Source organism: Bradyrhizobium lupini (genome assembly GCF_040939785.1).
Classification (GTDB): Bacteria; Pseudomonadota; Alphaproteobacteria; order Rhizobiales; family Xanthobacteraceae; genus Bradyrhizobium; species Bradyrhizobium canariense_D.
The window spans coordinates 682,386-696,417 of sequence record NZ_CP162553.1; the positions used below are offsets into that span (position 1 = coordinate 682,386).

General features: G+C 63.8%; 14 protein-coding genes. 5 read left to right on the forward strand and 9 right to left on the reverse strand.

What is annotated here, in order from left to right:
- Positions 1-170 precede the first annotated feature (170 nt).
- Together AB3L03_RS03635 and AB3L03_RS03640 are read left to right on the forward strand one after the other, a co-directional pair.
- Positions 171-1,796 (forward strand): long-chain fatty acid--CoA ligase, encoded by a 1,626-nt coding sequence (locus AB3L03_RS03635; protein WP_368508256.1) that lies wholly within the window; start codon positions 171-173, stop codon positions 1,794-1,796.
- Positions 1,797-1,839: 43 nt separating this feature from the next.
- On the forward strand, positions 1,840-3,051 hold the full coding sequence (locus AB3L03_RS03640) for an acyl-CoA dehydrogenase family protein (protein ID WP_368508257.1): 1,212 nt from the start codon (positions 1,840-1,842) through the stop codon (positions 3,049-3,051).
- 218 nt (positions 3,052-3,269) lie between these two features.
- On the opposite strand, the gene AB3L03_RS03645 is transcribed toward AB3L03_RS03640, so the two are convergent.
- Together AB3L03_RS03645 and AB3L03_RS03650 are read right to left on the reverse strand one after the other, a co-directional pair.
- Positions 3,270-4,178 carry an amino acid ABC transporter substrate-binding protein gene (locus AB3L03_RS03645; protein WP_368508258.1) on the reverse strand — a complete coding sequence of 303 codons (909 nt, stop codon included), beginning with the start codon at positions 4,176-4,178 and terminating at the stop codon, positions 3,270-3,272.
- A gap of 178 nt (positions 4,179-4,356) precedes the next feature.
- Positions 4,357-4,776, reverse strand: coding sequence for a nuclear transport factor 2 family protein (locus AB3L03_RS03650; RefSeq protein WP_368508259.1), 420 nt, complete (start codon positions 4,774-4,776; stop codon positions 4,357-4,359).
- A gap of 142 nt (positions 4,777-4,918) precedes the next feature.
- Between AB3L03_RS03650 and AB3L03_RS03655 the strand changes: the two genes are divergently transcribed.
- Together AB3L03_RS03655 and AB3L03_RS03660 are read left to right on the forward strand one after the other, a co-directional pair.
- Complete coding sequence (locus AB3L03_RS03655; protein ID WP_368508260.1) at positions 4,919-6,160, forward strand: amidohydrolase family protein; 1,242 nt, start codon at positions 4,919-4,921, stop codon at positions 6,158-6,160.
- A 213-nt stretch (positions 6,161-6,373) separates the two neighbouring features.
- Entirely contained in the window at positions 6,374-6,685 is a 312-nt protein-coding gene (locus tag AB3L03_RS03660; RefSeq protein WP_368509125.1) for a hypothetical protein, read from the forward strand.
- 12 nt (positions 6,686-6,697) lie between these two features.
- Here AB3L03_RS03660 and AB3L03_RS03665 read toward each other — a convergent pair whose 3' ends face one another.
- From AB3L03_RS03665 to AB3L03_RS03695, 7 genes are read right to left on the reverse strand one after another with little or no spacing between them, the layout of a single operon-like run.
- Positions 6,698-7,621, reverse strand: coding sequence for a DUF1932 domain-containing protein (locus AB3L03_RS03665; RefSeq protein WP_368508261.1), 924 nt, complete (start codon positions 7,619-7,621; stop codon positions 6,698-6,700).
- Positions 7,621-8,490 (reverse strand): hypothetical protein, encoded by an 870-nt coding sequence (locus AB3L03_RS03670; RefSeq protein WP_368508262.1) that lies wholly within the window; start codon positions 8,488-8,490, stop codon positions 7,621-7,623. Before AB3L03_RS03670 ends, AB3L03_RS03665 begins: the two co-directional genes overlap by 1 nt.
- A 27-nt stretch (positions 8,491-8,517) precedes the next feature.
- Complete coding sequence (locus AB3L03_RS03675; protein ID WP_368508263.1) at positions 8,518-9,201, reverse strand: 4-carboxy-4-hydroxy-2-oxoadipate aldolase/oxaloacetate decarboxylase; 684 nt, start codon at positions 9,199-9,201, stop codon at positions 8,518-8,520.
- The gene (locus AB3L03_RS03680; RefSeq protein ID WP_011086622.1) at positions 9,198-9,911 is read right to left on the reverse strand and encodes a PIG-L deacetylase family protein; all 714 of its coding nucleotides are present in this window, start codon (positions 9,909-9,911) and stop codon (positions 9,198-9,200) included. The genes AB3L03_RS03675 and AB3L03_RS03680 overlap by 4 nt, the downstream gene beginning before the upstream one ends.
- 42 nt (positions 9,912-9,953) lie before the next feature.
- The gene (gene dctA / locus AB3L03_RS03685; protein WP_368508264.1) at positions 9,954-11,252 is read right to left on the reverse strand and encodes a C4-dicarboxylate transporter DctA; all 1,299 of its coding nucleotides are present in this window, start codon (positions 11,250-11,252) and stop codon (positions 9,954-9,956) included.
- Positions 11,249-12,133: an amidohydrolase gene (locus AB3L03_RS03690; protein ID WP_018459299.1), complete on the reverse strand. Its 885-nt coding sequence runs from the start codon at positions 12,131-12,133 to the stop codon at positions 11,249-11,251. Before AB3L03_RS03690 ends, dctA begins: the two co-directional genes overlap by 4 nt.
- Before the next feature lie 29 nt (positions 12,134-12,162).
- The gene (locus tag AB3L03_RS03695) at positions 12,163-12,870 is read right to left on the reverse strand and encodes a TetR/AcrR family transcriptional regulator (protein ID WP_085385611.1); all 708 of its coding nucleotides are present in this window, start codon (positions 12,868-12,870) and stop codon (positions 12,163-12,165) included.
- Positions 12,871-12,975: 105 nt separating this feature from the next.
- On the opposite strand from AB3L03_RS03695, the gene AB3L03_RS03700 reads away from it, so the two are divergent.
- Positions 12,976-13,953 (forward strand): tripartite tricarboxylate transporter substrate binding protein, encoded by a 978-nt coding sequence (locus tag AB3L03_RS03700; RefSeq protein ID WP_085353040.1) that lies wholly within the window; start codon positions 12,976-12,978, stop codon positions 13,951-13,953.
- Positions 13,954-14,032 lie beyond the last annotated feature (79 nt).

The following is a 14,032-nucleotide window of genomic DNA, read 5'->3' on the forward strand; positions in this document are numbered from 1 at the left end:
CTCCCCGGCGGACACTGCTTCGCCGGCAGCACGCATCACTTAGCCCTGAAAAAGTGACGCATGCAATCACGTCTCTCGCTTTTTGCGTGAACGTGGCGAGGCGTTCCGCTAACCTCAATCGCACATCACAAGCGTACGTCATGCAACGACATGGCGGTCCGGAGGAGACGATGCAGGGATTGATGATGGACATGCCGCTCCTGATCAGCGGCCTGATCCAGTATGCGGCCGATTATCACGGCGAGGCCGAGGTGGTCGCCCGCGAGATCGAAGGCGACATCCATCGCTACACCTATGCCGACGCCCATCCGCGCATCAAGTGCATGGCGCTGGCGCTCAAGCGGCTCGGCATGAAGCAAGGCGACCGCGTCGGCACGCTGGCCTGGAATACGCATCGGCATTTCGAGATGTTCTACGCCGCGCCGGGCATGGGCTATGTGCTGCACACCATCAACCCGCGACTGTTCCCCGAGCAGCTCATCTACATCGTCAATCACGCCGAGGACCGCCTGCTGTTCATCGACCGCGCCACGCTGCCGATCGTGGAGGCAATCGCGCCGCAGCTCACATCGATCGAAGCCTATGTCGTGATGTGCTCGCGCGAGCGGATGCCGGAGACCAAGCTTGCCAACGTGCATTGCTACGAGGAGCTTCTGGACAAGGAGAACGACGCCGGCTTCGCGTGGCCGGAGTTCGACGAAAAATTGGCGTCCACGATCTGCTACACCTCCGGCACCACCGGCAATCCGAAGGGCGTAATCTATTCGCACCGCGCCGCGATCCTGCAGACCATGGTCTCCTGCAATTTCGACTTCCTGCCCGGGCACCTGGAAGGCGTGCGCGAGGTGATGATGCCGATGGCGCCGCTGTTCCACGGCAACGGCTGGAACATGCCGTTCACCGCCCCGTATACCGGCTCGAAGCTGGTGCTGCCCGGCCGCAATTACGAGCCCGACAAGCTCTACGAGCTGCTCGAAGGCGAGAAGGTAACGCTGTCGGCGGGCGTGCCGAGCTTCTGGCTGATCCTGCTCGACTGGCTCGGACGCACCGGCAACAGGTTCTCGACGCTTCGTGCAACATTGTCGTCGGGCTCGGCGCCGCCGCGCGCGATGGTCGAGAAGCTCAAGCGCGAGTATGACATCGACTACATCCAGGCCTGGGGCATGACCGAGGCGCTCGGCTGCTCGATGCCGGGCTTGCGGCCGGGCTCCGAGCATCTTGAGGACAAGGAGAAGTTCGACCGCCGCCAGGTGTCCGGCCGCGCCTGTTTCGGCACCGCCTTGCGCATCGTCGACGACGGCGGCAACGAGCTGCCGCACGACGGCAAGAGCGTTGGCCATCTGCGCGCGCGGGGACCGTGGGTTGCGTCCGGCTACATGAAGCTCGACGAAGGCCTGGACCGCGACGGCTGGCTGATTACCGGCGACATGGCCGTGATCGATCCCCAGGGCCACATCACGCTGACCGACCGCTCCAAGGATGTGATCAAGTCCGGCGGCGAATGGATCTCCTCGATCCAACTCGAGGACGTCGCCCTGTCTCACCCCGATGTGCTGCAAGCCGCCGTGGTCGCGATCAACCATGAGAAATGGCAGGAGCGGCCCCTGCTCCTCGTCGTCCGCAAGAAGGGAGCGACCGTCGACGGGAAGACGCTGCTCGACCACATGCGCCCGAAGATCGCGAGCTGGTGGATGCCCGACGCCGTCGAGTTCATGGACGAGTTCCCGATGACCGGCACCGGCAAGGTGCTTAAATCAGCGCTGCGCGAGAAATTCCGAGAGTATCGCGTCGCCTGAGCCGATTGCGCATCAGCCTGTCCATCGATCGAGGAGACCAAAGATGCTCTACCCGATGTCGCCTAAAGTCGTCGAGCTCAAGCGCAAGCTCGAAAGTTTCATGGACCGGCACATCTTTCCGAATGAGGAGCGCTTTTATCGCGAGGCGGAGGAGCTGGGGCCCTGGAAGGTCTATCCCGTCGTCGAGGAGCTGAAGCCGTTGGCGCGCGCCGAAGGCCTCTGGAATCTGTTCCTGCCGGACTCCGGCCACGGCGCAGGCCTGACCAATCTCGAATATGCGCCGCTCTGCGAAGTCATGGGCCGCTCGCATCTCGCCCCCGAAGTCTTCAACTGCTCGGCGCCCGACACCGGCAACATGGAGGTGCTGGAGCGCTATGGCACGGAGAAGGACAAGGAGCGCTGGCTGAAGCCGCTGCTCGCAGGCGAAATCCGCTCCTGCTTCGCCATGACCGAGCCTGCTGTCGCCTCGTCCGATGCGACCAACATCGAAAGCTCGATCGTCCGCCACGGCGACCATTACATCATCAACGGCCGCAAATGGTACACGACCAACGCGACCGATCCGCGCTGCAAGATCTGCATCTTCATGGGCAAGACCGATCCCGACAATGCAGACCGCCACAAGCAGCAATCCATGATCCTGGTGCCGATGGACACAGCGGGCGTCGAGGTCAAGCGTGCCCTGCCCGTGTTCGGCTTCTACGGCGTGCCCGACCGTGCCTCCGAGGTCGTCTTCACCAACGTGCGTGTCCCCAAGGAGAACATGCTGCTGGGCGAAGGCCGCGGTTTCGAGATCGCGCAGGGCCGCCTCGGCCCCGGCCGCATCCACCATTGCATGCGGCTGATCGGGCTTTCCGAACGCACGCTGGAGAAGATGTGCCGGAGGGTGCGCAGCCGCGTCGCCTTCGGCAAGCCGGTTTCCGAGCAGACGGTGACGCAGGAGCGCATCGCAGAGGCCCGCATCATGATCGAGCAGGCACGGCTGCTGACGCTCAACGCCGCCTACGCGATGGACACCGTCGGCAACAAGGTGGCAAAAGCTGAGATCGCGATGATCAAGGTCGCCGTGCCCAACATGGCCTGCCAGATCATCGACTGGGCGATCCAGGCCCATGGCGGCGGCGGCACGTCGAACGATTTCGGATTGACCCAGGCCTATGCGACCGCGCGTTTGCTGCGTCTCGCCGACGGCCCGGACGAAGTCCACAGAAACCAGATCGCGCGGTTCGAGCTGAAGAAATATTCGAACGCGTAAAACATTGCACTCGCCGGAAGCACAGTGCCATCTTCCCTTCTCCCCTTGCGGGAGAAGGTGACGCGAAGCGCCGGATGAGGGTCTCTCTCGGCGGAGACAAACCCCTCACCCAAGTGAGTCTGCGTCCACCAGCTGAGCTGCCCTCTCCCGCAAGGGGAGAGGGCGCAATAATGCGGAGCGTAAATCCCCTTTGCGCCCGCGGATGCGTCAGGGCTCGCTCAGTTCACCATGTAGACGTCGGGATCGAAGCTTGAGCTCGGCTTCTTGAAGGCATTGCGCAAGGCGCCCGCCATCGGGACGTTGTAGTTGAGGCCGTTCGGTGGCGTCGGCGATTCCAGCCATTTCTTGTAGAGGACCTCGATCTCCTGGCTGGCGTACAGCTCTGCAGTCGCGCGGTCGGCGAGCGCCTTGAACGGCGCGTCCTCCCGCCGCAGCATGATCCCGTAAGGCTCCGGCTTCGAGAACGTCTCCTCGCTGATCATGAAGAGCTGAGGTTCCTTCGAGCGCGCGATCGCGACCGCGAGCTGCACGTCGTCGAGCGCGTAGGCCTGCGCGCGGTCGGTTTCGAGCAGCAGGAAGGCCTCGGCCTGGTCCTTGGCCGGCATCACATTGATGCCGAGATTGCGCTCGGTGTTGACCTTGGCGAGCTGCGTCAGGTTGACCGAGCCGGCCACCGCCGTCACCGCTTTGCCCTTGAGATCGTCGATGGTGTTGATCTTTGCGGCTTTCTTGGCCGCAAATCGCGTGGCGCTGAGGAAGTGCGTGTTGGTGAAGGCGACCTGCTTCTGGCGATCGGCGTTGTTGGTGGTCGCCGAGCAATGCAGGTCGAGCGTCCCGTTGACCATCAGCGGAATCCGGTTCGACGACGTCACCGCGAGGGTGTCGACGGCGATGTCGGGCATGCCGAGCTGCTTCTTCACGGCATCCACGATTCTAAGGCAGATATCCATGGCAAAGCCGACCGGCTTCTGATTGCCGTCGAGATAGCTGAATGGGACCGAGGCCTCCTGATAGCCGAGCGTGATCTTCTTGGTCTCTTTGACTTTCTGAAGCGTACCCGACAGGTCTTCGGCGGAGGCGGCAGTTGCAAGGCATGTGAGGGCCAGGACAACAGTGGGCAGACGCATCGGGAACTCCTCGAGGAGGCTCGCGCCTCCATGCCGGGCGCAGCAATCGCACCGTTGATAGCGCAGGCCCGCGACAGCCGCCAGACGAGCTTGCGTCTAGCAGCTATCGCGGCTTGCGATATGGTGACCGGCCTTTTGTCCGCCTGGAGTCGAGGCGCCTCAAGCACCAGGATGGCTGTTACGCGTCGATGCCGCGCTGGACCAGGATCCGCTCGGCGCTGTCATTCCAGACGTCCATCTTGGTGATCTGGCCATTCCGCACCACGAAGCGGTCGACGTAGCGGTTGCCCTCGAACGCGGTCCCATCCATCCATTCGCCGTAGAGCGTGCCGACACTATAGACCACTGTCTCGCCGTCGCCGGGGCAGACGTCAAAACGGTCCATTTTCTTCTTCACCCAGCGGTAGCGCTTGGCGTTGAACCCGGTCGGGCCGCGCGGATGATCGAACTGGCGCCCGCCGGTAAAGGTGATCACCGTGCCCGGCGCCATATAGGCCGCCGCGGCGTCCGGATCGGGGATCATCGACGCCGTGAGATAGGCTTCCACGATCTCGGCGTCGGACAACGGACCGGCTTCGGCTTTTGCGGTAGCGGACATGGCTCATTCTCCGGGTTTGCGGAATACTAACGCTGCGCTCGGGGAATACGTGCATATATTTTGAACATTTCCGTCGCTACACTGCAGACAATCTGGAGCCGCCAAACGCGGCCGACCGCACTAAATTCCCTCCCCAAGAGCCATGACCACGCAACCCGCCTTTGACCTCATCTTTCGCAACGCCTTGCTGCGTGGTGCCGCCGGCCCGATGGACATCGGCGTCACGCGCGGCCGGATCACCGCCATCGAACCGACGCTCGCCTGCGAGGCCGTCGAGGTCGATATCGGCGGACGTCTCGCCCTGCCCGGCTTCGTCGACAGCCATATCCATCTCGACAAGGCCTGCCTGCTCGGCCGCTGCGGGCATGATCATGGCAGCGTCTCGGAAGCGATCCGCGCCGTCGCCGGGATGAAGAAGGATTTCTCGGTCGAGGACGTCTACGCGCGCGGCGCCCGGGTGCTCGAACGTGCCATCGTGCACGGCACCACGCGCATGCGAACCCACGTCGAGATCGATCCGCGCATCGGCTTGCGCGGCTTCGAGGCGGTGAAGGCGCTGAAGCGTAACTATGCCTGGGCGATCGACCTGTCGCTCTGTGTCTTTCCGCAGGAAGGCCTCACCAACGATCCCGGCAGCGAGGAGCTTCTGATCCAGGCGCTGCGCGATGGTGGCGAGGTGATCGGCGGCTGCCCCTACACGGACACCGATCCCAACGCCCATCTCGCACGCATCTTCGATCTCGCCGAGGCGTTCGACCTGGACGTCGATCTCCATCTCGATTTCGATCTCGATCCCTCTTGGTGGCACCTCGACGAGGTCTGCCGGCAGACCGAGCGGCGCAACTACGGGGGGCGCGTGGCAATCGGCCATGCGACGAAACTGTCCGCACTGCCACCGGAGCGGCTGAGGGCCGCCACCGCGCAACTGGCGAAGGCCGGCGTTGCCGTCACCGTGCTGCCGGCGACCGATCTCTACCTGATGGGGCGCGAAGCAAGCCACAACGCGCCACGCGGGCTGACGCTCGCCCACAAGCTGGCCGGCAACGGCGTGGTGTGCTCGATCGCGACCAACAACGTGCTCAATCCCTTCACGCCGTTCGGCGACGCTTCACTGCTGCGAATGGCGAATTTCTACGCCAACGTCGCGCATGCCTCGGTCAACGACTTCGATACCTGCCTCGATCTCGTGACCGAGCTGCCGGCGCGGTTGATGAATCTACGGAATTACGGCATCAAGGTCGGAAACCCTGCCGATCTCGTCGTGCTCGATACGCAAGAAAGCCGCTTCGCGATCGCCGAGCTGCCGGATATCGTGATGGGCTTCAAGAGCGGCCGACAGACTTTTGCACGGCAACGCCCCACTCTGTTCCGCCCGGGTTCCTGATCCGCTCTCAACGCATATCTGCATTGAACGGCGGCTGATTTCCCCGCGGCTCCCGTTCGATGTTACCGCCTATCGTTCCGCAATTCCGAATCCGGTAGAACACCGGATAGTAGATTCTTGCTGATTCTCGATAGCTCCGCGCATTGCAAGTCCCGCGGTGCCGGTCATAGTAGGACCGGCACTGATGTCTGCATTCAACGGGGAAGCATCGACATGTTCAGCGCATTCAGCGGCATCGACGAACAATCCAAGCGAACGAGAACGCTCAGCGAGGCCGCCGTGAAGCGGCTCGACGGCATCAGGCACGTCCTGTCGGACCTCGATCTGGCGGGCGTCCGGACACAGGATGACCTGACGCGCATGCTCCTGACGCTCGATACCGCCGACAAGTGTATTCGATCGATCCGCGCCGAATTCCGTACCGAAGCCGCGAGCGATCGGCTGGCCTGCAAGGCCGAAGACCTGATGGCGTCGATCGAACGCACCCGCGACGAGCTCACCGGCTGTCGCACGGCGAAGTCCTGAGCAGGAGCCGCCCTATTTCTCGCGATTGATCTTCGCCAGGATTCGGTCCGCCTCGGTGCGCCAGTCGGCGCTGCGGGCGAACTCCTTGGTGCCTTTCGTTCCGAACAGGCCCTCATCGGCAAGGTCCGCCACCCAAGCCTGACGCTCGGCAGTGCCCTGCGCGGACCACGGCGTCAGCCCGGCTTCATGCACGGTTTCGGCGACTTCGCGTACTTCCTCCGCGCGGCGGCGGCCATGCTCGATCACGCGCTGGAAGCAATAAGCACCCTGCTTCTCCCAATCGATCGTGGGAAAGGTTTCCGCCAGCGAAGCCAACACCGCATCCTCGACGCCATAGGCGCGCGCGGTGGTGAAGCTTTCGATCACCATGGCCTCCAGGCCCTTGATCATGATGCTGCGGCACATCTTCATCGCCGATGAAACCCCGAGCTTGTCGCTCGCAACCTTTGCGGCAAAACCGATCGTGTTCAAAAGCGGCTCCAGCTCCCTGGCACCGGGACCACCGAGCAGCAGCGGCACCTTGATACGATAAGGCGGCACCGACGTCATCACCGCACCCTCGACATAGCGTCCTGCGGCACCATCGATCAACGCGGCGGCGCGCTGCTTGGCGCCGGGAGACGCCGAATTGAAATCCAGGAACCAGGTGCCTTGATTGATCGCGGCGGCGCAGGCCTCTGCCACCGGCACAGTTTGGCTCGCGGTGACCGCGGAGATGATGAAATCGGATTTGGCGGTCAGCTCAGTGTGCGAGGCTGCGAGCCCGACACCGAATTTTTTAGCATGCTCCTGCAGCGAACCGCCCTGCTCGCCTCCGAGCTTGATGTCATAGGCAGAGACCTTGATGTCCTGCTGGCGCAGATCCTCGGCCAGGATCCTGCCGACCTCGCCGTAACCGACCAGTCCGATCTGCCATCGTCTTGGATCACCCGCCATCAGTTCAGTCCTCGCGTCGTCTCGTCGAACAGCTCCTCGACCGCATAGCGGCGCGGGATCAGCGCCTGCTGGAACGCGTAGTCGACGATCAGCTCCAGCGGCTTCCTGTTCGCCTCGATCCCGAACGGAACGAGATCGGGCGTCGCCGCAGGCCCCATCCGGGTCTTGTTCCGCTTCAGCAGATCATAGACGCCCGCCACCACGTCGGGATGCGATTTCGCCAGCTGTTCGGTCACCACCACGAGATGATTGACCGGCACGACGCCGCAACGCGCGTACCATTTGGCGGCTTCCGCGGCCGGATCGGGGAACAGCGTCTTCAGCTTCGGATCATCGGAGACCTCGCCGAGGACGGCATCGAGCTCGCCGTCGATCAGCATCTGCAAGATCTTCTTGCCCTTCGGCGCGCGCTCGGTGGAGTCGATATATTCTGCCACATGCGGATCCTCGAAGGTGACCCAGCGTATCTTGTCGAGATTGACGCCGTAGTCGTTGGCGAGAATGCCCCTGATCCAGGCGCCGGTCGTCGTCGTGAACGAGCGAATGCCGACCCGCTTGCCCGCGAGATCGGACGGCCCAAGCGTTCCCCGTTCAGGATTGTGGAGCGCATAGGAATGCTGGAAACGGCCCAGCATGGTCGCCGGCAGCAGCACCAGCGGCTTGCCATGCGCCTTCGCCATGAGATAGGTCACGATCGCCATCTCGCAGACGTCGAAGGCCTGCTCGCGCACCATCGGCTTGAATGCCGCGTTGGTCGGCGTGTATGCGATGAAGTCGAGGTCGAAGCGATCGGAGCGGAGCTCGCCGCTCTTCACCGCCTGAACATGGGGGTGATTGCCGAGCACGGCTTTCAGCTTGAGACGATCCATACGCCCGCTCCGCTTCTCTTGTCCCGCTCAGACGTCCTCGGGATTATCGACGTAAACGAGCCCGGCCTTCGCCAAGGCCTCGCGCATGCTGTACATGTCGAGGCCCAGCTCACCCGAAGTCAGCCGCTTGCGCTTGCCGCCTTCGTCCGCGTTGCGCTTCATTGCCTTCTCGGCGACTTCGGCCGCGTAGCGCTTCGGCACCACCACCACGCCGTCGTCATCGGCCACGATGATGTCACCGGGATCGACGTTGACGCCGGCACAGACCACGGGAATGTTGACCGAGCCGAGCGTCGCCTTCACCGTGCCCTTGGCCGAAACCGCGCGCGACCACACCGGAAACTTCATCTCGTGCAGCGCTTTGACGTCGCGGCAGCCGGCATCGATGATCAGCCCCTGCACGCCTCGCGCCTGCAGCGAGGTCGCGAGCAGCTCACCGAACATGCCGTCGGTATTGTCGGTGGTGCAGCCGACGACGAGGATGTCGCCCTTCTTGCACTGCTCGACGGCGACATGGATCATCCAATTATCGCCGGGCTGCGCCAGCACGGTGACGGCGGGTCCGGCAATCGACGCGCCGGCCCAGACGGGCCGCAAGTAAGGCTTCATCAGGCCGGACCGGCCATAGGCCTCGTGCACGGTCGAGACGCCGTACTCGGCCATCCCGGCGGGATCGGCACGCTTGATGTTGCGAACGACAACCGGCTTCATGCCAGCTCCTCCGCTACCGTCGGAAACAGCCGCTGATAGGCCTCGCCATACGTCATGGGCACACCGGTGTTGCGGCTGCCCTGGATGCCGCGATTGAGCGCGACGCGCTCGTAATAGCCCCAGAGGTGCTTCTGCGCGGCGAGGATCTGGAACGCCTCGTACTTCTCCTTCCAGACCTCGTCGATCTTGAGGAGCAGGTCCGGCTTGTAGTTGCACTGCTCGGGCTGGTGCGGCTCGAACAGGAACACCGGCGGCGCGGAGTATTTGTACTGCGCGCCGGGCTTGTGGCCCATGGCCTGCGCGACCACACGGGTCTCCTGCGCGAAATGCGCGGCGTTCGGATGGTCGAAATTGTAGGGGTCTTCCAGCGCATGCGTCAGCACGAAGCTCGGATTGAGCTCGCGGTAGATGTCGACCATGCGATCAAAATGCGCCTCCGTCAGCTTCAGCGGATAGTCGCCGCAGTCGAAGAACTCGATCTCGGCGCCGAGCAGCTTTGCGGCGCGCTCCGCCTCATCCTTGCGGCCCGCCTTGACCGATTCCAGCGTGGCGCCCTTCTCCTTCCAGGCGAACTGGCTCTCGCCGCGCTCACCAAAGGACATGCAGACGATCTTCATGCGATAGCCCTTCTTCGCATGCAGCGCGATGGCACCGCCGGCGCGCCAGACGAAGTCGCCGGGATGGGCCGTGACCACGAGACCTGTTTTCATGGGACAAACTCCCCTCTTCTGTTCGTAAGCATCATAGGTTCATCAAGCCGCGGCGGCGGGCTCCTCGCCGTCGAGCACGCGCTTCAGGCGGTCGCGATCGAGCGCGCCTTCCCATTTGGCAATCGCGATGGTCGCGACCGCGTTCCCGATCAAATTGGTCGGCGTCAACCCCTGCGACATCAGGCGGTGGATGCCGAGCACGAGCGCCACGCTCGTCACCGGAATGCTGCCGGTGGCGGACAGTGTTGCCGCCAGCACGACGAAGGCGGCGCCCGCGATTCCCGCCGCGCCCTTGGAGGTCACGAGCAGGATCAGCAGCAGCTCGATCTGCTCGGCGAGCCCGAACGGCGTGTTGGTCGCCTGCGCCAGGAACACCGAGGCGGCGGCGAGGTAGAGACAGGTACCGTCGAGATTGAAGGAATAGCCGGTCGGGATCACGAGGCCGACCACGCTCTTCTCGCAGCCGGCTTTTTCCAGCTTGGTCAGCATCCGCGGCAGCACCGTCTCGGACGAGGTCGTGGCAATGCAGATCAGCAGCTCTTCCCAGATGTAGCGGATCAGCTTGAGCAGCGAGAAGCCGCAGAGCCGCGCCACCGGGCCCAGCGCCACGATGATGAAGATCACGCAGGTGAGATAAAAGCCGCCCAGCAGCTTGCCCAGCGAGGCCAGCGATCCCACGCCGAACTTGCCGACCGTGAAGGCGATGGCGCCGAAGGCGCCGAGCGGCGCCGCCCACATCACGAAGCCGACCACGGCGAATATCATCTTGGCGGCGACGTCGATCAGGTTGACCAGCGGGGCGCCGCGCTCCCCGAGCTGTACCAGCGCAAATCCGCACAGCACGGCGATGAACAGCACCTGGAGGATGTTGCCCTCGGCAAAAGCGCCGATGAAGGTGGCGGGTACGATGTTCAATAGAAACGGCACGAAGCCGATCACGGCGGTCTGCTTGACATAGGGCTCGATCGCGCTGGCGTTGATGCTGGCGGGATCGATGTTCATGCCGGCGCCTGGCTTGAGCAAGTTCACCGCAATGAGACCGATGATCAGCGCGATCGTGGTCATGATCTCGAAATAGACGATCGCCTTGACGGCGACGCGCCCGACACGGGCCATATCGGCCATATGCGCGATGCCATGGACGACCGTGCAGAAGATGATCGGCGCGATCAGCATCCGGATCGCCTTGATGAAGGCGTCGCCAAGCGGCTGCATCCTGGCGCCCCCCTCGGGATTGACGATCCCAAGCGCGATTCCGGCCGCCATGGCGATGAGCACCTGGATCCAGAGCTCCTTCCACCAGGCGCGGCCGCGCGGCTTGTCGATCGCTAGCGCCGTCATTGGCCGAACTCGAACAGCCGCGCTGGATTATCGACGAGGATCTTCTGCTGATACTCCGGCTCCGGCGCGAACAGCGGGATTAGGTCGACGAGATCGCCGTCGTTCGGCATCGCCTTGACATTGGGATGCGGCCAATCGGTGCCCCAGATGACGCGGTCGGGCGCCGTCTCGACAATTTTTCGCGCGAACGGCACGGCGTCGGTGAACGGCGGACCGGCCGATGACACCCGCTCCGAGCCGCAGATCTTGACCCAGCATTTCTCGTCGCGCTGCATCAGCTCGACCAGGATCTTGAACGGCAGCTGGTCGAGCCCTTCGGACGCCTTCACCCGTCCCATATGGTCGATGGTGTAGCTCAGCGGCAGCCTTATCAGCGTGTCGGCATGTTCAGGCAGGTCGATCGCATCGAAATGCAGATCAATATGCCAGCCGAGCGGTGCGACCAGCGCGACGATGCGGTCGAACACCTGCTTGTCCGGGACCCCGCCGAGATGGCGGACGAAATTGAAGCGGCAGCCGCGGAAGCCGCCCTCATGCAGCACGCGAAGCTCGCGCTCGGTGATGGTGTCGTCGATATTGGCAACCGCGCGATAGGCCCCGTTGCTCTGCGCGATGGCGTCAAGCGCCACCGTGTTGTCGGTGCCATGCACACTCGCATTGACGATGACGGCGCGTCCAACGCCGAGCTTGGCATGCAGCGCGCGGAAATCCTCGAGCGGCGCATCCGGCGGCGTGTAGGAACGCTCCGGCGCGTAAGGGTATTTCGCGCCGGGCCCGAAGATGTGGCAATGCGCATCGCAAGACAGGTTCGGCAGTCTGAACTTCGGCGTGCGCGTGTCCGGATCGGGCGGCGGAATGGTCGGCGTGTACATCATTGCCATCAGATAAACCGCCGAACCAGATCGTGTCTTCAAGTCTTGCTGCTGACGACCGGCCGTCGCCGTGCTGGCGCCTGATCCAGCGCCGGCGCCTGGAACGCGGCCACGGTGGCTTGCACCAATTGCTCGATGGCACTTGCGGCATCGCTGCCGTCGGCCTCGCCGCGCGACAGGCGCGAGACGCGATCCGGCGTCACCAGCGAATAATAGAGTGCGCCAAGCAGGAAGTGGCTGCGCCAGACGATATCGGTGCGCGGAACGTGCGGCAGGCTTTCGTGAACAGCATCGATGAAGGCGTGGCTGGTGTCGTCAAAAGTCTGTGCGATGATCTTTCGCGCGACTTCATTGCCCTCCGCGGACATCACCGCGCGCAGCCGCGTGAACCGCGCCCCGCCCCCGGCAAGATCACTGCCCGAGGTGAAGGCCGGCACGACATAGGCCCGCACCACCGCTTCGAGCCGATCCTGGAGATCGCGCACGCGCTTGGCGGCCGCGAGCAGCTCGGAACGGCGCAAATTCATTGGCCCGCAATGGCGCCGGTAGATCTCCAGCAGCAGGCCGTCCTTGGTCTTGAAATGATAGGTGACGCTGCCGGGATTGGCGCCGGCGGCCTGTGCGATATCGCGCACCGACACGGCGTTGAAGCCGTTGGTGGCGAACAGCTCCTCGGCCGCGGCGAGGATCGCCTCGCGCATGTTCGGCTTGCGGGCCGTTTCCTTGCTGGCGGGGTTGCGGATCATGTGATTTGTACTATCGTACAAAAGATCAGGTCTCGTCAACAAAAACCATGGATGACACCCGGAAAGGCCGAGAGACCGCCGCTGGGTGCAAAGGAGTGCTGGGAAATGCTGGGTTTCAACAAGACCATCAGCGGTCTGATGGTGGGCGCCGGTCTGCTGCTCGCGGGGACCGCCGCACAGGCCGACAAATATCCGAGCAAGCCGGTCCACATCCTGGTGCCTTATGCGGCCGGCGGCGCCGTCGACGTGCTCGCGCGCACCTTGGCTCAGGCGCTGGCCGGGACTTGGGGCCAGCAGCCGGTGATCGACAATCGTCCCGGCGCCGGCGGAATCGTCGCGTCCCAAGCGCTGACGCAGGCCGCGCCCGACGGCTACACGCTGATCCTCGTCGCGAGCGGCCATCCACTCAACCAGTTCATCTATCCGAGGGTGCCCTATGACACGTTCAAGGATTTCACCGCGATCAGCGAAGTCGCCTCCTCCCCGCTCGCGATCGTCGTGGCCAAGGACAGCCCCTATAAGACGCTCAGTGATCTCCTCATCGCGGCGAAAAAGGAGCCGGATAAGCTCTCCTACGGCATGTCCGGCAACGGCACCTCGGCGCACCTCGCGGGTGAGCTGTTGAAATACATGTCCGGCACCAAGATCGTCGCGATCCCCTACAAGGGCGGCGCCCCCGCGCTGACCGCCGTGATCGCCGGCGACATTCCGCTCAGCATCAATCCACTTGCGGAAGCCATCAGCCAGATCGAAGGCGGCGCGGTGCGCGCGCTCGCGGTGACCTCGGCCGAACGCTCCAAGGCGCTGCCCAATGTTCCGACCGTCGCCGAGTCGGGCGTGCCGGGTTACGACGTCTCCGTCTGGTGGGGCGTTCTTGGTCCCGCAAAAATGCCGCCGGAGATCGTCACGAAGCTCGAAAGCGATCTGAAGGCGGCGCTGCAGGACCCAAACGTACTGTCGACGCTCGGCAAGATCGGCGCGGCCCCGGTCGGCTCATCGTCGAGGGATTTCGGCGCCTACATGCATGCCGAGGCGACCAAATGGGAGCCGGTGCTGAAGGCCGCCGACATCCGCGCGCAGTGAGGTGCTTCGCATGAGGACCAGCGCGCTGGACACGATCCAGCGCCAGGCAGGCTTGCGCGGCGCCACGAAGGCCGACGCG